Consider the following 24,796-nt stretch of genomic DNA (forward strand, 5'->3'; position numbering starts at 1 on the left):
TCCTGCCGCCCGAGAACGACCCGGACGGTGGGAAGAAACATCACGACCCGAATTGAGATCTCCAAGCCACCCAACGGAGAAAAACCATGATTGGAAAATGCTAGTCCCGTGCGTCCGTTCCTGGATGCGCGGGACCCAGCGTTCTTATGTGGCCAGCATTTGTACCGCCGGCTTCCAGAGGAATAACTTCGATGCAGGTGCTCGAACCGCCATGCGGGCCGATAATCAGCAGAACGTGCTCGGCGGCGACGCCCGACAACGCCTCCGTTGCACTCTTGATCAGAGTCTCTATTCCCGGGGTGGGGTCGCGGGTGGGTAGAGTATCCGTGTCGACGTCGGCCCGCTTCCATGGAATGACTTTGGCGCCAGTCGCCTCAACGATAGCTCGAGACAACTGTTCCGCGTGAGCGCCGGTCACCAGAGTGACCCGGCGGATGGCCACCCTTTTGGCGGGGGACACTGCACCTAAGAGGGTCCGCTCGCGCCGCCACAGGGCAAAGTGATAGGCGGCAGCCACGCCCGCAGCTACCAGCACGCCGAGCGAGGCACGGACTCGGTCCACGAAGCTCCCTTCGGTCACGTCGCGCAGGAAATATTCGAAAAGCCGGTAACCGATGACCAGGAGGGCTATTAGCGCCACAACGGCGCTGATGCCAAAGAACACTATGAGGTAGACGCGCCGCCCAGGAGGAATGGCGTCTCCGGTTTGCGGCGGCCGCGTCGGTTTCCATGCCAGCCACCAGACAGGGCCTCCCACGATCAGGGAACTGATACCTCCCAACAGCAGGGTCCGTGTGCCACCCCCCGCAAGCGGCGAAACCGTCATAGCAAGTGTTGCGTTGACAATCACGCCCACGCCTGAGGCAGCAGCTGCCAGGGCAACCCCCGAGGTCACCAATTGGCTTGCCCGCCTGGTCGCGACAGAACGATGAGCTCCGCTGAGTCGATGATAGCGCCACACCAATGCGCCGATGGCGAAAGAGGCGATAGCCAAACCCAAGGGAGCCAGCAGTTCATTTGTGGGATCACCCGCGTCGAAAGCCAGTCGCAGTAGAACCAACAGGACGACGCCGGCACCTCCGAGGGCGGTGACCCCCGCAGCGAAGACCCCGACGCTGATTAGTGCTACATCCACGAGTCGTGTCTGCAGCTTGCGTCCGCCACCCTTGATCCAGTGCCACCACCACACAGTACTTCCGCCAATGGCCCAAGTCAGCGCTCGGACTATCGGCACCCACCAATGTTCCGCAGCAGGGGTCAGACTGGTGAAGCCGCGAAGGGCGACATCGAGCAAGCCGCCGAGCGCAGCGACGGCGGCACCGGCGCCCAGGAGCAGCCCAAAGACCCATCCGATGACAGCCGGAACATCGTCGAGATTCACAGGGTGTTTAACTGGGTGGCGCCACATCCACCGGTGCCAGGTCCAGATCGCTGCCCACACCAGGGCGGTGGCCAGTGGCGAAGACCAGTTCGAATCACGCCCTCCGACGAAGGATGCCGCCATCGCCAGAACCGATGTAGTGAACAGGATAAGCGAAGCTGTGTACATTCCGGCCAGGTAAAGGCCCCACCCCACAGCGGCTCGCTCCGCTTCGTCGTCGAGCCTTTTCCACACAAACCACCAGAGGAGCGCCGCGAGCGGTCCGCCGATGAGAGTGAAGGCAAGGGCTCGGGCGAGTTCGGCGACATCGCTGCTAACCAGCGTGGTGCCGGCGTTGAAGAGTCGCCCCAACAGGCCTGTGAGGCCAATGGCTGCGATCACCACCAGGGCGAACAACAGCACGTAGAGGATCAGACGGCGCAGGATGACTTGTGCCGACGCCACCGATGAAACCGTCGCCGCCCCGGGGGAGCTCATCGCTTCACCGGCGACGGAACGCAGGATAAGAGCTGCGAGGGGGCCTTGTCCACCAGCCATCTGCCATCGGCCTTCACCAGGGAGAACCTGTCCTCCGTCTCATAGTCGGAAGGCCCAAAGAGTCCGTCCTGGAAAGAATAGACGATCGAGACCCTCACCGTTGCCGATTCAGTTCGCTCATTCGTCGAAATCAGGACAACCCGGGAGGGCGGCGGTCCGCCCTGGATAAAGCCGTTGCAAAACGATCGGGCGGATTCCGTGAGGTAGGAATCGGCGGTGCCCGGGTCGCCTTCAATGACGGCAGTGCTGTAACGCTGCACCACACCGGCCGGGGTGGCTTCGCTTAATGCTTCGGGCTCCCCGCGGGTGAAGATCACAGCTATTGCTACGATCACCAACAACGCGACGGCGGATACGATGACAATGATGACCTTATCGGGCTTTCCCGCCGCAGCGTTCATGCGGCCAGTATGGCTCATTCGCCTCGCTGAGACGATGACTCTTGGCCGTTTGTTGGGTTCCGAACCCGGGTCTACGTCAGCACGGACTAAAGTCCCTGTCCAGGAGAAAGGCACCGACGTAGCTTGATATAGGGCTCCTGAAGATTTGGAGCCCCGCATCCACAAGGGGCATCATGGCAAAGCTCGGCTATTCGGTAATTGGCGTTCTCGGGATCTCCACTCTGCTCATGCTCACGGGCTGTTTCGGCCCACCGGCTCAGGCCCCTACGAATACTTCGGCCGCTCCGACGACATCAGCGAGCCCCACCGCCTCAACAAGCAAAACGGCGAGCCCGACCCCGACCGCAACGATCTCCACACCTGCTGCTTCGCCGTCGTCTGCGCCGGCAGGACCCCCTGCAACGGCGGAACCCACTACTCCTGCGTTCCCGGAGCAGGTTGCCCCACTCACCGTTTACTACGTCGCTGTTGGTGACAATGGCGTCTCTGGATCCCCGATCGGTTGCGGCGACAGCATCGTCGCCACAACCACGGCCCCGGTCCGCTTCACTGACCAAGTTGGGCCCAGCGTCGGGACTCTACTCGCGAACAAGAGCCGCGACGTCGGCCTGTCCGGGCTCATGAACGCCCTATACCAGTCGGACCTCACCTATGCTGGCGGTGAGCTGAGCGGCAGCACCATCACCATCTGGCTCACTGGGCAGTTCGTGCTGGCCGGTGTGTGTGATATCCCGCGGGTCAAGGCACAGCTGGAGTACACCGCCATGGCCGCATCCGGGGCCACGAGCGCCCGGGTGTTAGTCAACGGCCGACCCATCGAAGAGGTGCTCAGCCTCAAGTAGGGCAAGCCACCGCAGCCCTCTTTGTGGCGAAGGCCCGGACCGCTGCAGCTGCGAATCCGCCCGCTACCGGGAAAGGTTCTTCAATCGATGAAAATGCTTTCAGAATCCCTTACCAATGCGCTTGAGGAACTCGGCAACAATTCGTGGTGGCCCAAAATCCTGCCAATTCTGTTTCCCAGTACGGAAGCACCCAGCAGCGCTCCGTTCGCCACGCTATTGGGGAAGCCCCCAACGAGACCTCCAGCTTTGCCGTCCCAGGAAGAAGACGCCAGAACCAAGATGTGGGGTTTTTCTCCCCTAGGATGCGGTGTTTATGAAGTGTTGACTGGAACTGCGGGCGCTATGCCCTTGGGGCGGAATGTCCAAGGCTTTCTGCGCCAGACAGAAGGGAAATCCAGTGAAGAAGTGGCATCCGTCACAGAAGGCGCAAGTCCCATTAGCGTTGGAAACCTGCCATGACTGAGGTGCTCCGATACGAAGTGGGCTCCGGGACGGTACTCGTTGAGGCTGAGGACAACAGTTACGGGGTGGACCACCCTGCCCGCAACGAACAGGGGGTCCTGAACGTGAGCAGGCGCCTGGAAGATGCACTCGGAAGCGTCCGCCTGGCCGCCCAAGCAGCATTGGATGCCATGTCAGAGTTGAGCCCCGAACTGGTGCAGATTGAATTCGGCGTGAAACTGGCCGGCGACGCGGGTGCACTGATTGCCAAGAGCACGGCGGATGCCCACTTCATCCTGAGGATGTCGTGGACTCCCACGTCCCCGCTGCATACCGAAGAAACCACCTGACAGGGATCAGCGATGCTCGAGCTCGTGGACAGGGCCTACGCCGGCCGGCGGCTGGGACAGCGCCTGGCCAGACGACACGAAGGATGAACCATGACCGCAGGAACCGAACGGCCTATACGCCGGCCCGTCATTCCCAAGGGCCCTGCTACCTATCGCATGCCTCCCAACCTCGCAGACTACGAAGGCGTTCGGAAGTCCTTCAGATGGGATGAAGCCCGCCGGGCTCTGTCCGGGCTCCCTGGCAGCCGCGGACTGAACATAGCCTACGAGGCAGTGGACCGCCACGCCGCAGGCAGCCGGGCAGGCAGGGAAGCCCTGCGCTTCATCCGGGCCGACGGCAGCACCCGCTCACTCAGCTATGCGGAGCTGGCGCTGCAGACTGGTAGGTTTGCCGCCGTCCTGCGAGACCTTGGGGTAGGCAGGGGCGATCGGGTCTTCTCGCTGTTGGGTCGCAGCCCCGAGCTTTACGTCGCCGTCCTGGGCACGTTCAAAAATGCCAGCGTTTTCTGCCCGCTCTTTTCCGCTTTCGGCCCCGAACCTGTCCGGCAAAGACTGCATCTCGGTGCAGGGCGGGTACTGGTTACCACCAGGGCGCTGTACCGGAAAAAGGTGGCACCAATCCGGGATACTCTTCCCGATCTCCGCTTCATCCTACTGGCCGACGCGGACGGCAATCCTGAACCTGACACACTGGACCTCGCCGCGCTCCTAGCCCAGGCCCCGCCTGACCAGGACATTGTGGCCACGCAGCCCGAGGACATGGCTCTGCTGCACTTCACCAGCGGAACCACCGGCACCCCCAAAGGGGCGACCCACGTCCATGAGGCAGTGGTTGCGCACTACGCCACCGGACTCTACGCCCTGGACCTCCACCCCGAGGACATCTACTGGTGCACAGCCGACCCCGGCTGGGTGACCGGCACCTCGTACGGAATCATCGCTCCGCTGGTGCACGGGGTCACCGTTGTGGTGGACGAGGAGGAATTGGACGTTGACCGGTGGTACCGCATCCTTGCCGAACAGCACGTCACAATCTGGTACACGGCTCCGACGGCGCTGCGGATGCTGATGAAGGCCGGGGCGGAAAGGGCTGCGGGTCATGACTTGTCCGCGCTCCGGTTCATCGCGAGTGTTGGCGAGCCGCTCAACCCCGAAGCCGTGGTGTGGGGACAGGATGTGCTGGGCCTGCCGGTCCACGATAACTGGTGGCAGACCGAAACGGGCGGCATCATGATCGCGAACTTCGCCTCTATGCCCATTCGGCCCGGCTCCATGGGACGCCCACTGCCCGGGATCGAAGCTGCGCTGGTAGCCAGGGACGGCCAGGGCAAGCCCCTCATCGAGAACGGAGCAGCCACACTCGTCACCGAACCTGATGTCATGGGCGAACTGGCGCTACGTCCCGGTTGGCCCTCCATGTTCCGCGGCTACCTGAATGAGGAGGAGAGGTATCGCCGCTGTTTTGCTGGCGGATGGTACTTAACCGGTGATCTGGCAAAACGCGACGACGACGGGTATTTCTGGTTCGTAGGGCGCGGGGATGATGTCATCAAGTCCTCAGGCCACCTGATCGGTCCCTTCGAAGTTGAAAGCTGCCTGATGGAGCACCGGTCAGTGGCCGAGGCCGGAGTGATTGGTATTCCCGATCCTGTGGCAGGGGAAGTCGTGAAAGCATTTGTCGAACTGCGGCCAGGTCACGAACCGTCCGAAGAACTCCGGCTGGAAATCATCGGATTCGCCCGGAAACGCCTGGGTGCCGCCATTGCGCCCCGGCTTGTCGACTTCACCACCAACCTGCCCAAGACCCGCAGCGGTAAGATCCTTCGTCGGCTCCTGAAGGCCCGTGAACTGGGCCTGCCGGAGGGGGACCTGTCTACGCTGGAACAGGCTGGGCCGCGGCCATGAATGACGTGCGGGGCCAGGACATCCCTGATGCAGAGCACGCCCGGCACGTTCTTCGGCAGATGCTGCGAGTGCGCAAGCTTGAGGAAAAGTGCATCGAACTCTACAGTGCTGCCAAAATCCGCGGATTCCTGCACGTGTATATCGGGGAGGAAGCCGTCGCCGCAGGCGTCATTGAAACCCTCGCGCCTGACGACGCCGTGGTGGCCACTTACCGTGAGCATGGCCATGCGCTCCTGCGGGGTGTGTCGGCCCGGGCCATCCTGGCCGAAATGTACGGGTGTCTCGAAGGATGCTGCCGAGGCCGTGGAGGATCCATGCACCTCTTTGACGCAGCCACCCGGTTCTACGGTGGAAACGCGATCGTGGCTGGCGGTCTCCCGCTCGCCGTCGGCCTTGCACTTGCCGACAAAATGGCCGGCCGGCGCCGGGTGACGGCATGCTTCTTTGGTGAAGGCGCCGTCGCGGAAGGGGAGTTCCACGAGAGTCTTAACCTTGCTGCTCTGTGGCAGCTTCCTGTGCTCTTCTGCTGCGAAAACAATCTGTACGCCATGGGCACAGCACTTGTCCGCTCCGAGTCGCAGACGGATATGGCGCTCAAAGCCGCAGGATATGAGATTCCCGCCTGGAGCGTTGACGGGATGGACGTTCTCTCGGTCGAGGAGGCAGCGCGCCGGGCAGTAGATGCGGTGCGCTCCGGCGGCGGGCCGCATTTCCTGGAGCTACGCACCTACCGCTTCCGCGCGCACTCAATGTTCGATCCGGAGCTCTATCGGGAGAAATCGGAGGTGGCGCGTTGGATGGAACGGGACCCGATCCTCCTGCTCCAGAGCGCCATCAAGTCGGCAGGACAGCTGTCGGAGGAGCAGTGGGCGGCACTGCAGGCCGACGTCGACGCGGAGGTGGCCGCCGGTGTCGAATTTGCCGAGGCAGGCACCCTGGAACCGGTGGCGGACCTCCGGCGGTTCGTCTACAGCGAGCGAAGCAGCGACGCCGGGGAAGGCCGGGCGGCACGATGAAAACCACCTACCGGGAAGCGGTCCGCGCAGCCCTCCGTGACGCTTTGCAGCGCGATGAGCGTGTGTTCCTTATGGGCGAGGATGTGGGTCGCTACGGAGGCAGCTTCGCCGTAAGCCTGGGCCTACTGGAAGAATTCGGCCCCGAACGCATCCGCGACACACCCTTATCCGAATCCGGCTTCGTCGGTGCGGGGATCGGGGCAGCCTTGGGCGGCATGCGTCCCGTCGTCGAAATCATGACTGTCAACTTTAGCCTGCTCGCCCTGGACCAGATCATCAATAATGCAGCGACCCTGCTGCACATGTCCGGCGGACAGTTCAACGTACCGGTAGTTATCCGGATGACCACCGGCGCGGGCCGCCAGCTTGGTGCCCAGCATTCCCACAGCCTGGAGGGTTGGTATGCGCACATTCCAGGGCTGCGCATTCTTGCCCCGGCCACCCTGGCCGACGCGCGTGGAATGCTGTGGACCGCACTGCAGGATCCGGACCCGGTGCTGATTTTTGAGCACGGGTCCCTGTACAACGTAGCCGGGGAGCTGGAGGACGACGCCGGACCGGTTGACATCGATAAAGCGGCGGTCCGGCGCCAGGGAACCGGCATCTCGCTCATCACCTACGGCGGCACGCTTCCCGCCGTGTTCGAGGCCGCTGACCGGCTGGCCGGGGAGGGCATCGACGCCGAAGTCATCGACCTGCGCACCCTCCGGCCGCTCGACGACGGGACCATCCTTGGAAGCGTCGGCAAGACCCACCGGGCAGTGGTGGTGGACGAGGGCTGGCGGAGCGGCAGCATCTCCGCCGAGATCGCCGCCAGGATTGGCGACGAGGGCTTCTTCGAACTGGACGCCCCGGTGGGGAGGGTCTGCAGTGAAGAGGTGCCCGTGCCGTACTCCAAACACATGGAGCTGGCCGCGCTACCGTCCGTGGAGCGGATCGTGACTGCCGCACGGAAGGCTGTGGGCGGCCATGGCTGAGTTTCGGATGCCGTCCCTGGGCGCGGACATGGAGCATGGCAAGGTAGTGGAGTGGCTTGTTAAACCGGGCGACTACATCCACAAGGGCGACTTGGTGGCCGCGGTTGACACAGACAAGACCGTCATGGACATCGAGTCATTTGAGGAAGGCGTGCTGGCAGAGTTCCTGGTGGAAATCGGTGACACAGTGAGCGTAGGGACGCCCATCGCCCGGATCACGGCCACGCCGGCGGAACAGATGTCTGCTCCACAGGCGGCGCCCCGGGACCTGGAGGCACTTCCGGCGGTCCGGTTGGCCCCGGCACCGTCGGTGCCCAAAATGGCTTCGCCTCCGACGAGCAAACGCGGCGTCCGTGTTTCGCCGCCGGTCCGGCACCTGGCCCACGCTCTCGGGGTCGATGTTGAATCCGTGCGGGGCAGCGGCCCCAACGGTGAGGTGAGCCGGGCCGACGTCGAAACCGCCGTCAAAGGTCCGGTCAGCGAGATGCCTTCAACTTCTCCCACAGCAGTGGGCGGCGGACCGGCGCGGGAGCAGCGGCTGCGGTCTTCGCCGCTGGCCCGGCGGGTTGCTGCCCAGCTCGGCATTGACTTGAAGGACGTGCAGGGAACCGGGCGCGAGGGCGCCATCACCGAATCGGATGTGCGTCGTGCCTTGGGCATGGCCTCGGGAATGCGGGGGGAGGCATCGGGGCCTGCTCAGGTTCAACCAGTCGAGGCACCAATCGAGGCTGCGCCGCAGAGCGGCCGAAAAGAGCCGGCAGCAGATAAGGCCAGCACTTTGAGGCAGGCAATTGGCTCGCTGATGTCCCGATCGAAGAAGGAAATTCCGCACTACTACCTGGCCGGCACCCTAAATTTGGATACGGCGATGGCATGGATGCAGTCGGAGAACCAACGGCGGTCCGTCTCTGCCCGTTTGGTTCCTTCGGCACTGCTGCTGAAGGCGACCGCACTGGCTGCAACGGAAACGCCGGAGATGAATGGCTATTTCACCCGTGGTGCGTTCCACCCCAGCAGCAGCGTCCATCTAGGTGTCGCAGTGGCGCTGCGCCAAGGCGGCCTTGTGGCTCCCGCCCTGCGTGATGCTGAAACGCTGACCCTCGACGAACTGATGGTTCAGCTGCGCGCCCTCGTCAGCCGAGCCCGGGCAGGCCGGCTGCAGCGGGCCGAGATGGCCGACCCCACCATCACCGTGACCAATCTGGGCGACCTCGGGGTGGAAAGCGTCTACGGCGTGATCTATCCGCCGCAGGTGGCAATGGTGGGATTCGGCAAAATCCTTGAACAGCCGTGGGCACACAACGGAATGCTCGGAGTCCGCCAAGCGGTCACGGCAACGCTCTCGGCAGACCACCGTGTCAGCGACGGACTGCGCGGCGCAAGATTCCTTTCCCGTATTGATGAATTGCTGCAGACACCGGAGGAGCTATGAAAGACCAGGACGCCCGTCAGGCAGTGCAGGCTGCGATCAGACTCGTGGCCCCTGATCTCGAACCAGAGGACCTCGAGGGTCGCGCCAGGCTGCGCCAGGACCTGGAGATGGACTCACTGGACTTTCTCCGTCTCGTAGAAACCATCGCACAGTCCACCGGCGTCGATATTCCCGAACGCGACTATCCGGCGGTGGCAACGGTTGACGGCCTCGTCAGTTACCTGGTGAACCGCGGCTGATGCAGCAGTGCCTGTGACTTTAAGGCCGGTCGTGGTTGCAGCAAAATGTACAGTGACTCATCAAAGATGCCAGCACCTCGAAACAACCCAGGCGGGCATCTTGACTTAGTTCCCCGGGAGGCCAGCGTTCCTGGACTCCCGTTTCAGATTGCCCGCCTCAGATCCACTCAGGAGCCGGAGGCGCCGGGCTGACGGATTTGCCTCCACTGCGGGCAAGAACGCCGGCTGCTCCGCGGCCGGCGGCCCAACAGGCGATGTCCGCCAGGGAGCCCCTAATCTCCAGCGGTGAAACAGCCGCAGTATCGCCGAACATCAAGGCGGCGGGTTGGTCCGTCACTTCAACCACCAGGTCCTTGTCGGTGCCGCGCGTCTTCCAAGCTCCGGTGATGTCCTTGAGCAGACGCGCCAGGACAGGGGCCGGAATGTCAGCGAAGCTTGCCCCGTTGTCCAGGTCCACGGCGTGCACCCACACCTCCCGGGTGCGCATCCACACCGTTTCCTCCGCGGGAACCACCCGGCCCTGCACGGTCTTGACCTTGTGGTGCCAGGAATCGGCGGCCAGGTCCCGCCATTCGACGTTGAGGTGCACTGCCGAGTGGTCGAACAGGTTCCGCAACGCGATGGGACTGAGCGTGGCGCCGAAGTCGATCTCATGGTTCCGGACCTCCACAGAAGGGTACATCGGCGTTTCCACGCCCGTGGCCGCCCACTCCACCAGCCGTGCGATTGCCCGGGCGTTGTAGCCGACGTGGGCCACGACGTGCCGCCGGGTCCAGCCCGGCAGCAGCGAGGCGCCGTCCAGCTCCGCATCCGTCAGTTCGTTCAGCTTGCGGGCAAAGAACGCCGTCCCACGCCGTGCCTGCAGCAGTCCCTCGAGGAGCACCGGGTCGGTGGTCTGATCGCGCCGTGCAACCATCAGGCTTCCTTGACCACGCGGTTCGTTAGTCGGCCCAGACCCTCGATGGTGGTGACCAGGACCTGGCCTTCCTGCAGGTAGCGCTTGGGATCCTGTGCGTGGCCGACGCCGCCAGGGGTGCCGGTCGCGATCACGTCGCCCGGGTTCAGCGTAATGATCGTGGAGATGTAAGACACCAGGAATTCGGGGGTGAACACCAAATCCGATGTGGGAGTGGACTGCTGGACTTCGCCGTCCACCGCCGAGGTCATCAGCGGGCCGGTGGTGAATTCGTCCTTGGTGACAAGTGCGGGGCCGAACGGGGTGGATTTCTCCCACGTCTTGCCCTGCAGCCACTGGATGGTGCGGAACTGGTAGTCACGCATGGAGACGTCGTTGAGCACAGAGTAGCCAGCGATGTGGTCCGCTGCTTCCGATTCGGGGACACGGCGGCCCGTCTTGCCGATCACGACGGCGAGCTCAGCTTCCCAGTCCACAGTGTCCGATTCCTGCGGCAGGGCAAGGTCGTCGTTGGGCCCGATCAACGATTCGGCGTATTTGGCGAAGAGGGTGGGGTGCTCGGGAACTTCGCGGCCCATCTCCTTGATGTGGTTACGGTAGTTGTGGCCCACGCAGATGATCTTCCCTGGGGCGGGCACGACGGCGGCGAGGTCCGCGCCGTCCAGCGCGTGCGTTGCGCCGTTGGCTGCCCTCGCCGTGGTTTCCCAGTCGGGATCCTGCAGGAGGGCGCCGACGTCGGAAAAGCCCGGGATCTCGGTGAGGGTGTCGCCGTCCTGGCGGACAGCCGTGGTTACTGTCTTGTCCTCAACAGAGGTGCGGAGGGTAAGGAGTCTCATTACTTGGTGTGTCCTTCGATGTAGGTTCGGTTGAAGTTCAGGCGTTCGAAGATGGGGGCGTCGGAGAAGCGGAACAGGTCAAACTCACCATCGACCGAGGCTTCCAGGGACCACTGTGCCCAGGAAGGGACAACGAACAGGTCACCCTTGGCGAGAGTCCGGCGCTCGCCGTCGAGTACCACCGTGCCGGTGCCATCAAAGACCTGCCAGACGCTGGACCCAACTTCGCGGAGTTGCTCGGTGGAAGCTCCGGCGCGGAAGCGGTGGAACTCGGCACGGATGGTGGGCATCACGTCGCCGCCGGTGGTGGGGTTGGTGTAGCGGACGGCGGCGTGGCCCTGTGACACCGTTGCCGGGTGGCCTTCGTCCTCGAGGAGCAGTTGTTCGCGCAGGGCTGCGTCGGTGTGCTCCCAGCGGTACGCGGCGATGGGGGAGTTGGTGGTGTTCTCCAGCCCGGAGAGCGGACGCAGGCCGGGGTGCGCCCACAACCGCTCGGAACGGGAGATATCCGGGGTTGCCTCGTCAGTGACGCGTTCGGTGCCGAACTCGAAGAACCCGGCATCGGTGTAATGCACGAACGGGATGTCCAGGCCGTCGATCCAGGCCATCGGCTGGTCGGTGTCGTTGTGGTGGCCGTGGAAGTTCCAGCCCGGGGTGAGCAGAAAGTCACCGCGGCGCATGGCCACGGGATCGCCGTTCACCACGGTCCACACGCCCTCGCCCTCCACGACGAACCGGAACGCGTTCTGTGAGTGGCGGTGCTCGGGGGCCGTTTCGTGACCTCCGAGGTACTGGATGGCAGCCCAGAGAGTGGGTGTGGCGTACGGGGTGTTGCCCAGGCCCGGGTTGGCCAGTGCAATGGCGCGGCGTTCGCCGCCGCGGCCCACGGGTACCAGATCTCCGGCGCGGGCGGCCAGCGGGTAGAGGTCGTTCCACCTCCACACGTGCGGCACCGCCTTAGGGGACGGGACCATCGGCATGAGATCCGCGATCTCCGTCCACAGCGGGATCAGGTTCTCGCTGTCGAAGTCGCGGTAGAGCTGTTCCAGCTGGGCAGCCTCTTCGGGGCTGGGTTCCGGGACGGACATGCCCTGGGCAACGGACTCGTGCGTGGGGTTATCGGCGCTGATGGACACGGTGGCCTTCTCCTTGCGTGCGGACTGAATACGGCGTGGATTCGACACTAAGGAGTGCGCGGTTGTGATGCCCAACATATTCTGTTGTGCAGAATTAAAGACTGCTTTGTGGGGCCTGTTCTACGGCGGGCTCAGTCCGGATCCGCCGGGTTGGAGGCGATGTCGATCTCGAGCTGCCGCCGGGTCTCCATCATCACTGCCACCAGGCCGGCGTCGAACAGTCGCCGGAACCGGGCCACGGGGGTGGCCACGCTGATGGCACCCACCACGTTGCCGCGGCCGTTGTGGAGGGCCATGCCGAAGGCGCTGATGCCTTCCTCGGTTCCTTCGAAGTTGGCGGCGAAGCCGTTGGTCCGGATGGTGTCCAGCTCGCGGAGGAATCCGGGGTATTCATCGTCCGGGATGTTGTCCCCGCCGATTTCGGCGTTGGGGCTGCGGAACAGCTGTTCGAGCATGCCGGGGTCCAGCTCGGCCAGCATTGCCTTGCCGCCCGAGGCTTTGTTTGCGGGCATTACTGTCCCCTGCCGGTCTCCCACGCGCAAGGTGTTGGTGCCCTCTACGGTGTCCAGGAACCGCACCTTCGTCCCCACCCGGATCATGAGGTTTACGGTCTCACTGGTCCGCGAGGACAGCAGTTCCATGTGCGGCCGCGAGATTTCCCGCAATGGCCCGGTCCAGCTCACGCCCGCGGGCCCGGCACCCATGGCGGGTCCGGGAACGTAGCGGCGTGACTCGTCCTGGACGGCAAATCCGCGGTAAACGAGCATGGCCAGTAGGCGGTGGGCCGTGGACGGCGCCACCTGCAACTCCTCCGCTGCGTCCTTGAGCCGAAGGCTCCCGACGTCGCGCAGCAGCTGGAGGAGCTGGAGGGCATTGTCCACGGCCTCTATGGGGTACGTCGGCAACTTCCGGGCGGGAAGATTCTGCATGACAGAATGTTATAGGCGTCGCGGCAGGCTCGCCAGCACAGTGGTGGGATGAATCACACCCCTTCCGCTGCAGCGCCACAGCGACATGCCTCGACTCCCGCCCCGGCCGGAGCGGGCGCAGGCGCCCCCTCCGGCGGCGGCTTCCCCTCTGGCGGCGCTTCGCCCGCCGGCGCAGGCACCGGCCCCGCCGCGTTCCCCAAGCGTTCGATAATGGCTGTTCTGGTTTGCTGGCTGCTGGTGGTCTTCGACGGCTACGACCTCATTGTCTACGGCACAGTGCAGGGATCGCTGATCAGCGATACCGGCTGGGGCCTGACCAAGGCCACCGCCGGAACCATCGGCTCCATGGCGTTCGTCGGAATGATGATCGGCGCCATCTTTGCTGGCAGGATGTCCGACTCCTGGGGCCGGCGCCGGACTATCCTCGGCTGTGCCGTGGTGTTCTCCGTTTTCACCATCCTGTGTGCCTTCGCCCCTAACGCCTTCATCTTCGGAGCGCTCCGGCTACTGGCCGGCATCGGCCTGGGCGGCCTGGTGCCGTCGGCCAACGCCTTGGTGGCTGAACTCGTGCCACCCAAGTGGCGGTCCACCATTGCCACGCTGATGATGTCCGGTGTCCCCATCGGCGGATCGATTGCGGCGCTGGCGGGCATCCCGCTTATCCCCGCGTTCGGCTGGCCCGTCATGTTCCTCGTGGGCGTCCTCGCCCTGGTGGTGGTTATCCCGCTCGGCCTGCGCTACCTGCCTGAAACGCTGCCCTCCGAGGCAGGAAAGGCCCCTGATCAGGCTGCGAACAGAAACCAGGCTGCCGGCAAAAAGCCGGTGGGCTTCGGCTCACTGCTCCGCCCGCCGTTCCTTGGCCTCAGCGTGCTGTACGCCTTGGCTACGCTGGCCACCCTGTTCGCCTGGTACGGTCTGGGAACCTGGCTGCCGAACCTCATGCAGCTTGCTGGGTACAACCTCGGCTCCGCCCTGACTTTTGCCCTTGCCCTGAACCTCGGCGCCGTGGCCGGATCGGTGATCACTGCCTGGGCCGGCACCCGCTTCGGGCCGGTTCCGACGGCGATCGCGGCAGCCGCCGTCGCCGCCGCAGGCCTCCTGGTGCTGGTAACCGGGCCGCCGGTCGCCGTCGTCTACCTCATGTTGGTGCTTGCCGGTGTGGGTACGCACGGAACCCAGTGCCTCATCATTGCCGCAGTCGCCAGCCACTACCCGGCACATTTGCGGGGCACTGCGCTGGGCTGGGCCCTGGGCGTAGGCCGCATCGGCGCCGTCGCCGCACCCCAGATTGGGGGACTGCTGCTCGTCGCAGGCCTGGGCGTCAACTCGAACTTCCTGGCATTCGCCGGGGCCGCCGCCGTAGCAGCGATCCTGCTCGGCTTCATCATCACCAAGAATTCAACATCCAAAGCAGTAGGAGAATCACATGTCTAAAGACGCAGCGACCACCGACGTCCTGATAGTGGGGGGCGGCATGGCCGGCTTGGCCGGCGCCTTGGCCCTGAAGGAAAATGGTGCCCAAGTGACCCTGGTGGAGGTAGCCCCGGCCTTCGGTGAAGTGGGCGCCGGCCTGCAGATGGCACCCAACGCCTCCCGTGTCCTCAAGCGCTGGGGCCTGTTGGAGAAGGCGTTGGAAATCGGCGTTCAGCCCAAACACCTTGTGTTCCGCGACGCCGTTACCGGCGAGGAGCTGACGCGCCAGACGCTGGGTGGCGAATTCGAGGAGCGCTACGGTGCCCCCTACGTGGTGATCCACCGCAGCGACCTGCACCGCATCCTGCTCCAGGCCTGCCAGGAAGCCGGGGTGGAGCTGGTCAATGACGTCCTGGTGCAGAAGGTGGAAACCGAGGGGGACAAGGCGCGCGCATACACCGCTTCGGGCGCCGTGTACGAGGCCGACGCCGTCCTGGCCGCCGACGGCCTGAAGTCCGCCTTGCGCGGCGGCGTCGCCAACGACGGTCCGGTCTCCTCCGCATACGTCGCCTACCGCGGCACCGTGCCCATCACCCCCGAGACCCCGGCCGCGGACCTTGAGGACGTCATCGTCTACCTCGGCCCCAACTGCCACTTGGTGCAGTACCCGCTGCGCAAGGGTGAACTGCTGAATACTGTGGCGGTCTTCAAGTCCGCTTCCTTCGAACGTGGCGAAGAACAGTACGGCGGGGTGGACGAGCTCGAAGCCGCCTACGCCGACTGCGTCCCGGCCGTACAGGAAGCCTTGAAGAACCTGGCCACCGGCATCCGCTGGCCCATGTATGACCGGGACCCGATCGAAAACTGGGTTGCCGGCCGGATGGCCCTCATCGGCGATGCCGCGCACCCCATGCTGCAGTACCTGGCCCAGGGCGCCTGCCAGGCGCTTGAGGATGCGGCCGTTCTGCAGGATGCGACGCAGGGCCTTGTCTTTACGGAGGAAGGCGTCAACCCCGGCGCGTGGGAGGCAGCGTTTAGCGCGTTCAATGGAGCCCGCGCAGCCCGGACCGCCCGGGTCCAGCGCACCGCCCGGATCTGGGGCGAGTCCTGGCACGTGGACGGGGTGGCCCGGCTACTGCGGAACATGCTGTTCAAGAGCCGCGGCGACAACAACTTCCAGTACAACGACTGGCTGTACGGCCGCAACGAGCCGGGCGTTCCGGCCGAAGTTCCAGCCGGTGCTTCGGCACAGGGAAACCTCGTGGAGGCCTAAGCACCCCAGTGTCAGGCGGGCGTACGACGGCGGGTGGCTCCCGCCGTCGTACGCCCGCCTTTCCTTTCGATAAAGGGTGCGGCGGAATAGAACAATAAACTTGAATGTTCAACCACTATGGACTTCGGCATCTTTACCTTCGGTGAGCTATCGCGCAATGAAACAACCGGCAGGGCGTTGTCGCCACACCAGCGGCTTGCAGAAATCATCGAGCTGGCAAGGCTGGCGGACCAGGCGGGCATCAGCTTTCTCGGCCTGGGCGAGCACCACCGCCACGACTTTGCCTTATCGGCGCCCGAGATCGTGCTCGCCGCCATTGCCCGGGAAACCACCAACCTCCGCCTGAGCACCGCCGTGACCGTGCTGTCAACGCAAGATCCAGTGCGGCTTTTCGAGCAGTTCGCTACCCTGGACCTTTTGTCCGGCGGTCGCGCCGAAATCATCGCCGGGCGGGGCGCGTTCATCGAGTCCTACCCATTGTTCGGCTACGACACCGTGGACTACGACGCCCTGTTCGAGGAAAAGCTTCGGCTGTTGCTTGAGCTGCGGGACAACGCCAACCTCAGCTGGCAGGGAACCCTGACCCAAACCATCCCCGGCATGGACATCGCCCCGCGTCCGTTGCAGGAAAAACTCCCGGTCTGGGTGGGCGTGGGCGGCACGCCGGCAAGCTTCGCCCGGGCCGGGCGGCTCGGCCTGCCGCTGTTCGTCGCTTTGTTGTCCGGGCCCGAGAGATTCCGCCGCCTTGTGGAACTCTACCGGAATACCGCTACCGAAGCCGGGCACGACGCCGCGGCGCTGCCGGTGGGTGCCGGTGGGCATTTCTACGCAGCCCAGACGTCGCAGCAGGCGCGCGATACCTTCTACCCGTACTACCGCGCCTACTTCGAGCAGAACATGCCCCGCGCGGTGGACCACTTCCCGCGTTCCACCTTCGACGACTGGTCCGGACCCGGCGGCGGGCTGCTCGTTGGGAGCCCGCCGCAGGTAGTGGAGAAGTTGCTCGCCATCCATGAGTCCTTGGGGACCACACGGTACGCGGCCCAGGTCGGGTTGGGCGGGCTGCCGTTCGCGGAGACGGCCCGGTCCATCGAGCTCCTCGCCACCGAGATCATGCCCGCGGTCAACCGGGAACTCGGGGTCGCGACGGCTGCGTGAAAAGCAAGTTCAGCTTTGATCAGTCTGGACGAAACAGTGGTGTGGGGGACGTTGCCGAGCCTGTACTGTCCTGTGGTGGGGCCGGGCGTAGTCGGGTGCAAACGCATAGCTGACGCCGAGGCCGAGCTTGGCGCGGTAGCCGCCTACTTCGCGATCCTGCCCACGATCTGACGAGCCACAAGCCTATCGATGCCGGGAAGGTGGGTCGCGCGTATGATCCAGCGGCGCAGGACACGCTGGAGTCTGTTCGCGGGAAGAAACGACGACGCCGCGCGCCGTCCCGCGGCCTGCGCTGCCTCGACTACCGGCCGCCAGCGCCGCTCGAATTCAGCCAGCGCTGGACCAATCCCGGCCGCGGAGTCCACAGGCCCGACGAGATCCCCGAGAAGCGCCGAGCCAGCGATGGCGAGGGAGCCGCCTTGGCCGGCCAGGAGCGAGACCGCTCCGCAGGCGTCCCCGATCAGAACGGCCCTTCCCCTGTGCCAAGCGGGCATGACGACCTGCGCCACGACGTCGTCGTAAGGGTGTTCAGGGCACAGTTCCAGCAGCCTGTCTACGGCGTCGCCCAGACCGGAGAACTCACTGCGGAGCCGCTCCCGGGTACCGTGGGGCTGTCTTTCCCTCGTGCCTCCATCGGTGTCACGGTAGACGAGGAAGGCAGCCACTTGGTCGGTGCGCAGGCTGTAGAGCCCTGCCATGCGGTCCAAGGTGTCGGTGAGCACGAAGCGGTTTCGGAAGCGGGAGTTCAGCCCAGGGTCCGTCACTATGAACGCAGCAGCGCGCATACCTAAGGAATGCAGATAGTTCTCCTCGAGACCGAACACGTTCGCGCGCACCCCGGAGTGGACGCCATCCGCACCGATGAGGAGATCTGCGGTGGGCAGCGCCTCCGCGGAAGAACCGACGGCCACACTCGCGCCGTCGTCGTCCGCCCAAGCGCCGGAAAGCTGCGCGCCGTAACGGACCCGGATCCGGCCCGTCGGGACGTCCTCAAGGGCGGCGAAGGCGGCACGCTCCATATCAGGGCGCAGCAAGCTCAGTACCTTCTCACCGGCGATCCTGGCGAACTGGTCATAGTCGAGGCTGGCGGTCGGGCGCAGATCGGCATTGACGTACTCCACCGCTTTCACGTGGTAAGCGACGGCGGCCAAACGCGGGTAGAGACCGATTCGTTCTGATGCCTCAACCCCGGGACCGAAGAAATCCATCATGTACCCGTCAGGACGCGGTGCGGGGGATTTCTCAAGCACCTCGACGTCCCAGCCAGCCAAACCCAGTTGACGGGCTGCGACGAGGCCGGCGATGCCCGCTCCGACGATTATGGCCTTCACGTCTTACCCCACTTCGTCGGCTCGGCCCCCGAGGAACCGTCAACGGAACGGAAAGCGCCAGCATCGGCGCGCCGTTGCCTCATTCTTGAGCCTCTCCTTGAGGCTCGTCAAGACAGCGGAGGCCACCCGGCCTTGAATCCGGTACTACAGTGGATGTATGGCTGCCAGCCGCAATCCGCTCGATGAACTGCGCGAAACCATTGGCCATCTGGCCAATCAGCTCAAGCTGTCCGGTTCGGAGCGTGTCGACGACCTCGTGGGTGATCTCATCGGTGCGAAGCCTGGGCCGGCACGGCCGCTGTCCGAGGTGCAGGCCGAGCTCGACTCGTTGGTTGGACTGGAGACCGTGAAGGAACAGGTGCGGGCTCTGGTCGCGCTACTGCAGGTCCAGGCCCGCCGTAAGGCGCATGGCCTGCCCGAGGTGGCTACGTCTCAGCATCTGGTGTTCCTGGGAAACCCGGGTACGGGCAAGACGACGGTGGCGCGGCTTCTGGCGGAGATGTATCGCGCGGTCGGTCTGCTGCAGAAAGGACACTTGGTCGAGGTCGACCGTTCGGGTCTGGTGGGGCAGTACGTCGGGGCGACCGCGATCAAGACGGACCGGGTGATCCGGCGTGCGCTGGACGGTGTCCTGTTCATCGACGAGGCCTACGCGCTGGCCCCGGAGGACGGCCGGATGGACTTCGGCCCGGAGGCGATCGAGGTCCTGCTCAAGCGGATGGAGGACCACCGCCACCGCTTGGTCGTGATTGTGGCGGGGTACCCGCGGCTGATGGAATCCTTCTTGCTCTCCAACCCCGGTCTGCGCTCCCGGTTCGCCCGGGAGATCACGTTCCCGGACTACTCCGTCGATGCACTCCAGACGATCTTCCACCAGATGCTGGCCCAGCACGAGTACACGCTGGAGCCGGGCGCGGACCAGATGCTGCGTCGTATTCTCACCGGGCTCCACGCGGGCGAGGACTCCGGCAACGCACGCTTCGCCCGCACACTGTTCGAGCAGGCGCTCAACCGCCAGGCGCTGCGGCTGTCGCGCGACGAGGAACAAAGTCTCGACGCGCTCGATCGTGAGGCCGTCATGACGCTCACCGCGGACGACATCGCAGAGGCCGCGCTGGCCTTGGGCGAGGAGCCGGAGCCGGAGACGGAACCGACGCCGGCACCGGAGCAGTCGCGATGGTGGCGCTGGCTCGTCTGACCGGATCTTAGGTGGCAGGCGGGCTGGATGCCCCGCCGCGCTGGCAATGCTTCCGCGTGTTCGTGGCCGAACCGATTAATGCCCAACGCATCCAGCCTGCCGGCGATGAACCCCACCCTGATGAGCGGCGGCAGGTCCCCGCGGTTCCGTGGAACCTTGGGTGACCTGCCGCCGTCGTGCTTTCTAGTCGCTTTGGCGGGCTACTTGGCCAGGAAGCGCAGGAGGACCTCGTTGATTTCGGTGCCGTGCGTCCAGAGCATGCCGTGCGGGGCGTCCTCGATCTCAACGTACTCCGCGGAAGGGAGACGCTTGATGAACTCGCGGCCCGTGGAGTCGATCGGCAGGATGCGGTCGTCGGTGCCGTGAACGATCAGGGAGGGAACGGTGACCCTGTCGATGTCCGCGCGGAAGTCCGTGAGCCATGAATCCACCACGGCGAAAGATGCGTACCAGGAGGAGCCGGCGGCGACGTTCCACGCGTTGCGCAGGGCTTCCTCGCTGAGGCGGTTTCCGAGGAAGTTGTCGGTGTTGAAGAAATCGTTGTAGAAGTTGGTGAACCAGGCGTAGCGGTCCTCGATGGCGGCGTTGCGGATACCGTCGAAGACCGAGGATGGAACTCCCGTAGGGTTGTCGTCGGTTTGGAGGAGGAAGGGTTCCAGGGAGGCGAGGAAGACTGCCTTGGCGAGGCGGGCTTCGCCGTAGGTACCGATGTAGCGCCCGACTTCGCCGGTGCCCATGGAGAAACCGACCAGGACGGCGTCCTGCAGGTCCAAGGTTTCCAGGACGGCGTTGAGGTCAGCGGCGAAGGTGTCGTAGTCGTAACCGGTGGTGGGTTTGCTGGACTTGCCGAAACCGCGGCGGTCGTAAGTGATGACCCGGTACCCGGCTTTCAGCAGGGCCGCTGCTTGCTTTTCCCAGGATCCTCCATCGAGGGGATATCCGTGAATCAAGACAACGGGCTGGCCTGCGCCGTGGTCCTCGTAGTAGAGCTCGATGTCAGTGCTGTTCTCTGTGCCGACCTTGATGAAGCCCATGGACTGATCCTTTTCTCGAAGAGGAGAACGGTCGTTCTCTCGTTGTTGTTACATCGTATAGAACGATCGTTCTCGGTGCAAGTAGAATGTACGCATGGATATCTCCGATGCCCGGAACCGGATCGTCGCCACAGCCGATGAGCTCTACAACGCGAAGGGAATCCAAGCGGTGGGAATGGATGAACTGCGCACGGCTGCCGGTGTTTCCCTCAAGAAGCTCTACCAGGAGTTTCCGTCGAAGGGGAGCATCGTCATGGCCGTCCTCGAGCGACGCCATCAATCATGGACCGAAGGCCTGGATGCGACAGTCCGCCGCGCTCCGACGCCGCGTGAGCAACTGCTCGCCATCTTCGACTACCTCGGGCAGTGGTTCTGTCAGTCCACGTTCCGGGGGTGTGGGTTCATCAACAGTTTCGCCGAGCTCGGCGCGATCAGTCCCGAGGTGGCTGAGTATGCGCGCAAGCACAAGGAATCGTTCCAGGAATACGTCGCCTCCCTCGCTGCCGGGGCTGGAGCGCCTGGATATCTCGCGCCGCAACTGGCAATCCTTGCCGAGGGGGCGCAAACAACAGCTGCCATCGCAGGTACCCCGAACGCTGCCACTCAGGCGCGGCAAGCCGCAGAAGTGCTGATCGACGCGGCCCTGAACACGAAATAGACCGGCGGGGGCATCAGACCGCTCAGGGCGTCTAGTGGTGCAACTCCATCCGTTGCAGGACGGTGGCGGATATTTCTTCCACTGACATGGATGCGGAGTTCACGTAGGGGATGTTGTTTGCCCTGTACATGTCTTCGGCGTTGCGCAGTTCGAAGCTGCATTGGTTCAGTGATGCGTAGTTGCTGCCGGGGCGCCGTTCCTGGCGGATCTGGCTGAGCCGGACGGGCTGGGACGTGAGACCGAAGCATTTGCTCGCGAAGGGAAGCAGAGGTTTGGGCAGGGTCATCGTGTCGAAGTCTTCTTCGACCAGGGGGAAGTTGGCGGCGAGGATGCCGTGCTGCAGTGCCAAGTACATAGTTGTGGGAGTTTTCCCGCAGCGGGATGGGGCGATCAGGATCAGTTCGGCGCGTTCGAGCGCGCGGAGCGATTGGCCGTCGTCGTGCTCGATGGCGTATTCGACGGCGGCCATGCGCGATTGGTAGCGCACCGCATCGCCCACACCGTGCGCCTGACCGGGCTTGCCATTGGCGGCCGTGCCCAGGGCTTGCTCGAGTTGGCCGATGTGCGCACCGAATAGGTCGAAGAACTGCCCGCGGCTTTGGGACAGGACAGCACGGATATCCTGTCCGACGGTCGTGGAGAAGATGATCGGTTGAGGACCGGCAGCCGCGACGTGGTCGATAAGCGCGACGACGTCGCGGGCTTGTTCCACAGTGGTGATGAACGGGATGGTGCGCCGTTCCAATCGCTGGCCGGGGAACTGTGTGAGCAGGGTATTGCCAAGGGTTTCGGCGGTAATCCCGGTGCTGTCGGAGAGGAAGAAGACCGTGGGGGCGGGCGAAGCGCCCGCCCCCACGATGTGGTGTTCTGCCATTTAGACGGCGGCGCTGGTGGTACGGGCCAGTCGCAGCCACGTCTCGGTCACCGCGTCGGGGTTCAGTGAGATCGAGCTGATGCCCTGTGCCAGCAGCCATTCGGCAAAGTCCGGGTGATCACTCGGGCCTTGGCCACAGATGCCGACGTATCGGCCCTTGGCGCGGCAAGCGGCGATCGCCATCTCCAGTAGCTTGGTAACGGCCGGGTTGCGTTCATCAAAGCCTTCAGCAACCAAGGCGGAGTCACGGTCCAGGCCCAGCGTCAGCTGGGTCAGGTCGTTGGAGCCGATCGAGAACCCGTCGAAGTACTCGAGGAACTCATCCGCGAGGAGCGCATTGGCTGGGAGCTCGCACATCATCACGATCTCCAGCCCGTCCTCGCCCCGGCGCAGCCCGTTCTCTGCAAGCAAATCGATGACGCCGCGGGCCTCGTCCAGGGTCCGCACGAAGGGGACCATAAGCTTGATGTTGCTCAGTCCCATCTCGTTGCGAACATACTTCAGTGCTTCACATTCGAGTTCAAAGGCCTGCCGGAAGGATGCCGAGAGGTACCGGGAGGCGCCACGGTACCCAATCATTGGGTTCTCTTCCTCCGGTTCGAACGCCGGACCACCCAGGAGGTTGGCGTACTCGTTGGACTTGAAGTCCGAAAGCCGGATGATCACCGGTTCAGGCGCGAAGGCAGCCGCGATGGTAGAGATGCCCTCGGCCAACCGCCGGACGTAGTAATCCCGGGGCCCATCATAGGCGGCGGTTTTCTCCTGGATTTGCCGCACGGTGTAATCATCCAAGGTTGCCGGGCGCTCAATCTCGCCGGCCACTGCCAGCAGGGCGTTGGGATGGACGCCGATCTGCCGGTTGATGATGAACTCCAGCCGTGCCAACCCGACACCATGGTTCGGAAGCTTGGCGAAACTGAACGCCTGTTCCGGGGTGCCCACGTTCATCATGATCTTCACTGGAGCTTCCGGCATGGTCTCCAGGCTGGTCTCCTGGAGCGTGTACTCCAGCAGCCCCTCGTACACGAGCCCGGCTTCACCCTCTGCGCAGGACACTGTGACGGGGGTGCCGTCTTTGAGGATCTGGGAAGCGTAGCCCGTACCGACAACGGCCGGGATGCCCAGCTCGCGCGCGATGATCGCTGCGTGGCAGGTCCGTCCGCCGCGGTCCGTGACGATCGCGGCGGCCTTCTTCATGATCGGTTCCCAGTCCGGGTCCGTCATGTTCGCCACAAGGACATCGCCCTCCTGGAAGGATGCCATCTGGTCAATGGAGGACAGGACCCGTACCTGCCCGGCGCCGATCCGCTGACCGATCGCGCGGCCCTCCACCAGGACAGTCGATCGCTCCGCCAAGGTGTACCGGGAAGTGGTCCCCGCAACTTTGCGGGACTCGACCGTTTCAGGGCGGGCTTGCAGGATGTAGAGCTCTCCGTCCACACCGTCTTTGCCCCACTCAATGTCCATCGGCCGGCCATAATGGGCCTCGATGGCCAGCGCGTGGCGGGCGAGCTGCTCAACCTCTGCATCAGTCAGGCTGAACCGGTTCCTGAGGTCCTTCGGGACGGGGACGAAGTCAACCGTCCGGCCAACCTCTTCGGATTCGGTGTAGATCATCTGGATGGCCTTGTCCCCAAGGCCACGCTTGAGCACGCCAGGGCGCCCGGCAGCCAGGGCCGGCTTGTGGACATAGAACTCATCAGGGTTCACGGCTCCCTGGACCACTGCCTCGCCGAGGCCGTACGAGGACGTTATGAAGACCGCATCGTTGAAGCCGGTCTCGGTATCCATGGTGAACATCACCCCGGATGCGCCGACGTCGGAACGCACCATCCGCTGCACGCCAGCCGAAAGCGCCACTTCCGAATGCGTGAAGCCGTGATGCACCCGGTACGCGATCGCCCGGTCGTTGTAGAGCGACGCAAAGACATCCTTGATCGCGTGCAGGATGTTCTCGATCCCGCGGATGTTCAGGAACGTCTCCTGCTGCCCGGCGAAAGAAGCATCCGGCAGGTCCTCGGCCGTGGCACTGGAACGTACGGCCCACGACACATCCCCGCCATGCTCCTCGGTCAGGCGCTGATACGCGGTCCGGATTTCCTCCTCGAAACCGGCCGGGAACGGCGTGACACGGATCAGGTCCCGGATCTCCTGGCCAACCGTGGCCAAAGCAGTCACATCGCCGCTGTCCAAGCCGTCAAGGATGGTTTCAATACGGGCGTCCAAGCCGGACTCACTCAGGAAACGCCGGTAAGCGTCTGCGGTGGTGGCGAAACCGTCCGGAACCTTCACCCCGGCAGAGGCGAGATTCCGGACCATTTCCCCGAGTGATGCATTTTTGCCGCCAACCTGGTCAAGGTCGGACAAGCCAAGCTCAGAAAACCAAAGAACGTTAGTCATAAATTGTGTCCTCCATTGGGCACGCTCTGACAAGCGCTAAAAAACTAGGTCATGCAAGGATCTAGTGCGCAGGTACCAGATGCAAACAAATGTGATGGGTGCAACATTCATCAGGTGTA

General features: G+C 64.1%; 23 protein-coding genes. 13 read left to right on the plus strand and 10 right to left on the minus strand.

Annotated features, from left to right (window positions below; genetic code table 11):
- Window positions 1–100 precede the first annotated feature (100 nt).
- Complete coding sequence (locus tag KSW38_RS06120) at window positions 101–1,918, minus strand: DUF5671 domain-containing protein (RefSeq protein WP_308169292.1); 1,818 nt, start codon at window positions 1,916–1,918, stop codon at window positions 101–103.
- The gene (locus tag KSW38_RS06125; RefSeq protein ID WP_216923695.1) at window positions 1,855–2,319 is read right to left on the minus strand and encodes an LpqB family beta-propeller domain-containing protein; all 465 of its coding nucleotides are present in this window, start codon (window positions 2,317–2,319) and stop codon (window positions 1,855–1,857) included. Before KSW38_RS06125 ends, KSW38_RS06120 begins: the two co-directional genes overlap by 64 nt.
- A 173-nt stretch (window positions 2,320–2,492) precedes the next feature.
- Here KSW38_RS06125 and KSW38_RS06130 point away from each other — a divergent pair, with 173 nt between their 5' ends.
- The 7 genes from KSW38_RS06130 to KSW38_RS06160 all read left to right on the plus strand — a co-directional run bounded on the left by KSW38_RS06130 (window position 2,493) and on the right by KSW38_RS06160 (window position 9,521).
- The gene (locus KSW38_RS06130; RefSeq protein WP_216923696.1) at window positions 2,493–3,161 is read left to right on the plus strand and encodes a hypothetical protein; all 669 of its coding nucleotides are present in this window, start codon (window positions 2,493–2,495) and stop codon (window positions 3,159–3,161) included.
- A gap of 455 nt (window positions 3,162–3,616) precedes the next feature.
- Entirely contained in the window at window positions 3,617–3,952 is a 336-nt protein-coding gene (locus KSW38_RS06135) for a CU044_2847 family protein (protein WP_216923697.1), read from the plus strand.
- A 90-nt stretch (window positions 3,953–4,042) separates the two neighbouring features.
- On the plus strand, window positions 4,043–5,857 hold the full coding sequence (acsA, locus tag KSW38_RS06140) for an acetate--CoA ligase (RefSeq protein WP_216923698.1): 1,815 nt from the start codon (window positions 4,043–4,045) through the stop codon (window positions 5,855–5,857).
- Window positions 5,854–6,873 (plus strand): pyruvate dehydrogenase (acetyl-transferring) E1 component subunit alpha, encoded by a 1,020-nt coding sequence (gene pdhA, locus KSW38_RS06145; protein ID WP_216923699.1) that lies wholly within the window; start codon window positions 5,854–5,856, stop codon window positions 6,871–6,873. Before acsA ends, pdhA begins: the two co-directional genes overlap by 4 nt.
- Window positions 6,870–7,850 (plus strand): alpha-ketoacid dehydrogenase subunit beta, encoded by a 981-nt coding sequence (locus KSW38_RS06150; RefSeq protein ID WP_216923700.1) that lies wholly within the window; start codon window positions 6,870–6,872, stop codon window positions 7,848–7,850. The genes pdhA and KSW38_RS06150 overlap by 4 nt, the downstream gene beginning before the upstream one ends.
- Window positions 7,843–9,282, plus strand: coding sequence for a dihydrolipoamide acetyltransferase family protein (locus tag KSW38_RS06155; RefSeq protein ID WP_216923701.1), 1,440 nt, complete (start codon window positions 7,843–7,845; stop codon window positions 9,280–9,282). Before KSW38_RS06150 ends, KSW38_RS06155 begins: the two co-directional genes overlap by 8 nt.
- Window positions 9,279–9,521, plus strand: coding sequence for an acyl carrier protein (locus KSW38_RS06160; protein ID WP_216923702.1), 243 nt, complete (start codon window positions 9,279–9,281; stop codon window positions 9,519–9,521). Before KSW38_RS06155 ends, KSW38_RS06160 begins: the two co-directional genes overlap by 4 nt.
- A gap of 157 nt (window positions 9,522–9,678) precedes the next feature.
- On the opposite strand, the gene KSW38_RS06165 is transcribed toward KSW38_RS06160, so the two are convergent.
- The 4 genes from KSW38_RS06165 to KSW38_RS06180 form a co-directional block, all read right to left on the minus strand.
- Window positions 9,679–10,437: a maleylpyruvate isomerase family mycothiol-dependent enzyme gene (locus KSW38_RS06165; protein WP_216923703.1), complete on the minus strand. Its 759-nt coding sequence runs from the start codon at window positions 10,435–10,437 to the stop codon at window positions 9,679–9,681.
- Complete coding sequence (locus tag KSW38_RS06170; RefSeq protein WP_216923704.1) at window positions 10,437–11,273, minus strand: fumarylacetoacetate hydrolase family protein; 837 nt, start codon at window positions 11,271–11,273, stop codon at window positions 10,437–10,439. The genes KSW38_RS06165 and KSW38_RS06170 overlap by 1 nt, the downstream gene beginning before the upstream one ends.
- A complete protein-coding gene (locus KSW38_RS06175) occupies window positions 11,273–12,409 on the minus strand; it encodes a cupin domain-containing protein (RefSeq protein WP_216923705.1) in 1,137 nt (378 codons plus the stop codon). The genes KSW38_RS06170 and KSW38_RS06175 overlap by 1 nt, the downstream gene beginning before the upstream one ends.
- A gap of 131 nt (window positions 12,410–12,540) precedes the next feature.
- Window positions 12,541–13,338, minus strand: a complete 798-nt coding sequence (locus KSW38_RS06180) for an IclR family transcriptional regulator (RefSeq protein ID WP_216923706.1) — start codon at window positions 13,336–13,338, stop codon at window positions 12,541–12,543.
- Between the two features lie 48 nt (window positions 13,339–13,386).
- Between KSW38_RS06180 and KSW38_RS06185 the strand changes: the two genes are divergently transcribed.
- From KSW38_RS06185 to KSW38_RS06200, 4 genes are all read left to right on the plus strand, one after another.
- Window positions 13,387–14,772 (plus strand): MFS transporter, encoded by a 1,386-nt coding sequence (locus KSW38_RS06185; RefSeq protein WP_216923707.1) that lies wholly within the window; start codon window positions 13,387–13,389, stop codon window positions 14,770–14,772.
- Window positions 14,765–16,024 carry an FAD-dependent oxidoreductase gene (locus KSW38_RS06190; protein ID WP_216923708.1) on the plus strand — a complete coding sequence of 420 codons (1,260 nt, stop codon included), beginning with the start codon at window positions 14,765–14,767 and terminating at the stop codon, window positions 16,022–16,024. The genes KSW38_RS06185 and KSW38_RS06190 overlap by 8 nt, the downstream gene beginning before the upstream one ends.
- Before the next feature lie 117 nt (window positions 16,025–16,141).
- Window positions 16,142–17,182, plus strand: a complete 1,041-nt coding sequence (locus KSW38_RS06195; protein WP_216923709.1) for an LLM class flavin-dependent oxidoreductase — start codon at window positions 16,142–16,144, stop codon at window positions 17,180–17,182.
- A gap of 15 nt (window positions 17,183–17,197) precedes the next feature.
- Window positions 17,198–17,353, plus strand: coding sequence for a hypothetical protein (locus tag KSW38_RS06200; protein ID WP_216923710.1), 156 nt, complete (start codon window positions 17,198–17,200; stop codon window positions 17,351–17,353).
- Here the strand turns inward: KSW38_RS06200 and KSW38_RS06205 are convergent.
- Complete coding sequence (locus KSW38_RS06205) at window positions 17,326–18,513, minus strand: FAD-dependent monooxygenase (RefSeq protein WP_216923711.1); 1,188 nt, start codon at window positions 18,511–18,513, stop codon at window positions 17,326–17,328. The two genes, KSW38_RS06200 and KSW38_RS06205, sit on opposite strands and share 28 nt — an antisense overlap.
- Before the next feature lie 157 nt (window positions 18,514–18,670).
- On the opposite strand from KSW38_RS06205, the gene KSW38_RS06210 reads away from it, so the two are divergent.
- Window positions 18,671–19,711, plus strand: a complete 1,041-nt coding sequence (locus KSW38_RS06210; protein WP_216923712.1) for an AAA family ATPase — start codon at window positions 18,671–18,673, stop codon at window positions 19,709–19,711.
- 200 nt (window positions 19,712–19,911) lie between these two features.
- On the opposite strand, the gene KSW38_RS06215 is transcribed toward KSW38_RS06210, so the two are convergent.
- Window positions 19,912–20,745 (minus strand): alpha/beta fold hydrolase, encoded by an 834-nt coding sequence (locus tag KSW38_RS06215; protein WP_216923713.1) that lies wholly within the window; start codon window positions 20,743–20,745, stop codon window positions 19,912–19,914.
- 94 nt (window positions 20,746–20,839) lie between these two features.
- Between KSW38_RS06215 and KSW38_RS06220 the strand changes: the two genes are divergently transcribed.
- Entirely contained in the window at window positions 20,840–21,403 is a 564-nt protein-coding gene (locus KSW38_RS06220) for a TetR/AcrR family transcriptional regulator (protein WP_216923714.1), read from the plus strand.
- 31 nt (window positions 21,404–21,434) lie between these two features.
- On the opposite strand, the gene KSW38_RS06225 is transcribed toward KSW38_RS06220, so the two are convergent.
- Together KSW38_RS06225 and ppsA are read right to left on the minus strand one after the other, a co-directional pair.
- On the minus strand, window positions 21,435–22,277 hold the full coding sequence (locus KSW38_RS06225; protein ID WP_216923715.1) for a pyruvate, water dikinase regulatory protein: 843 nt from the start codon (window positions 22,275–22,277) through the stop codon (window positions 21,435–21,437).
- The gene (gene ppsA / locus KSW38_RS06230) at window positions 22,278–24,677 is read right to left on the minus strand and encodes a phosphoenolpyruvate synthase (RefSeq protein WP_216923716.1); all 2,400 of its coding nucleotides are present in this window, start codon (window positions 24,675–24,677) and stop codon (window positions 22,278–22,280) included.
- Window positions 24,678–24,796: the final 119 nt, after the last annotated feature.

This window comes from Paenarthrobacter aromaticivorans, assembly GCF_019038615.1.
Lineage (GTDB): Bacteria > Actinomycetota > Actinomycetes > Actinomycetales > Micrococcaceae > Arthrobacter > Arthrobacter aromaticivorans.

Bases quoted from the DNA above. Each gene is read 5' to 3' on its own strand.
- KSW38_RS06120 (WP_308169292.1), bottom strand. From the start codon at position 1,918: ATGGCTGGTGGACAAGGCCCCCTCGCAGCTCTTATCCTGCGTTCCGTC.
- KSW38_RS06125 (WP_216923695.1), bottom strand. From the start codon at position 2,319: ATGAACGCTGCGGCGGGAAAGCCCGATAAGGTCATCATTGTCATCGTA.
- KSW38_RS06130 (WP_216923696.1), top strand. From the start codon at position 2,493: ATGGCAAAGCTCGGCTATTCGGTAATTGGCGTTCTCGGGATCTCCACT.
- KSW38_RS06135 (WP_216923697.1), top strand. From the start codon at position 3,617: ATGACTGAGGTGCTCCGATACGAAGTGGGCTCCGGGACGGTACTCGTT.
- acsA (WP_216923698.1), top strand. From the start codon at position 4,043: ATGACCGCAGGAACCGAACGGCCTATACGCCGGCCCGTCATTCCCAAG.
- pdhA (WP_216923699.1), top strand. From the start codon at position 5,854: ATGAATGACGTGCGGGGCCAGGACATCCCTGATGCAGAGCACGCCCGG.
- KSW38_RS06150 (WP_216923700.1), top strand. From the start codon at position 6,870: ATGAAAACCACCTACCGGGAAGCGGTCCGCGCAGCCCTCCGTGACGCT.
- KSW38_RS06155 (WP_216923701.1), top strand. From the start codon at position 7,843: ATGGCTGAGTTTCGGATGCCGTCCCTGGGCGCGGACATGGAGCATGGC.
- KSW38_RS06160 (WP_216923702.1), top strand. From the start codon at position 9,279: ATGAAAGACCAGGACGCCCGTCAGGCAGTGCAGGCTGCGATCAGACTC.
- KSW38_RS06165 (WP_216923703.1), bottom strand. From the start codon at position 10,437: ATGGTTGCACGGCGCGATCAGACCACCGACCCGGTGCTCCTCGAGGGA.
- KSW38_RS06170 (WP_216923704.1), bottom strand. From the start codon at position 11,273: ATGAGACTCCTTACCCTCCGCACCTCTGTTGAGGACAAGACAGTAACC.
- KSW38_RS06180 (WP_216923706.1), bottom strand. From the start codon at position 13,338: ATGCAGAATCTTCCCGCCCGGAAGTTGCCGACGTACCCCATAGAGGCC.
- KSW38_RS06185 (WP_216923707.1), top strand. From the start codon at position 13,387: ATGAATCACACCCCTTCCGCTGCAGCGCCACAGCGACATGCCTCGACT.
- KSW38_RS06190 (WP_216923708.1), top strand. From the start codon at position 14,765: ATGTCTAAAGACGCAGCGACCACCGACGTCCTGATAGTGGGGGGCGGC.
- KSW38_RS06195 (WP_216923709.1), top strand. From the start codon at position 16,142: ATGGACTTCGGCATCTTTACCTTCGGTGAGCTATCGCGCAATGAAACA.
- KSW38_RS06210 (WP_216923712.1), top strand. From the start codon at position 18,671: ATGGCTGCCAGCCGCAATCCGCTCGATGAACTGCGCGAAACCATTGGC.
- KSW38_RS06215 (WP_216923713.1), bottom strand. From the start codon at position 20,745: ATGGGCTTCATCAAGGTCGGCACAGAGAACAGCACTGACATCGAGCTC.
- KSW38_RS06220 (WP_216923714.1), top strand. From the start codon at position 20,840: ATGGATATCTCCGATGCCCGGAACCGGATCGTCGCCACAGCCGATGAG.
- KSW38_RS06225 (WP_216923715.1), bottom strand. From the start codon at position 22,277: ATGGCAGAACACCACATCGTGGGGGCGGGCGCTTCGCCCGCCCCCACG.
- ppsA (WP_216923716.1), bottom strand. From the start codon at position 24,677: ATGACTAACGTTCTTTGGTTTTCTGAGCTTGGCTTGTCCGACCTTGAC.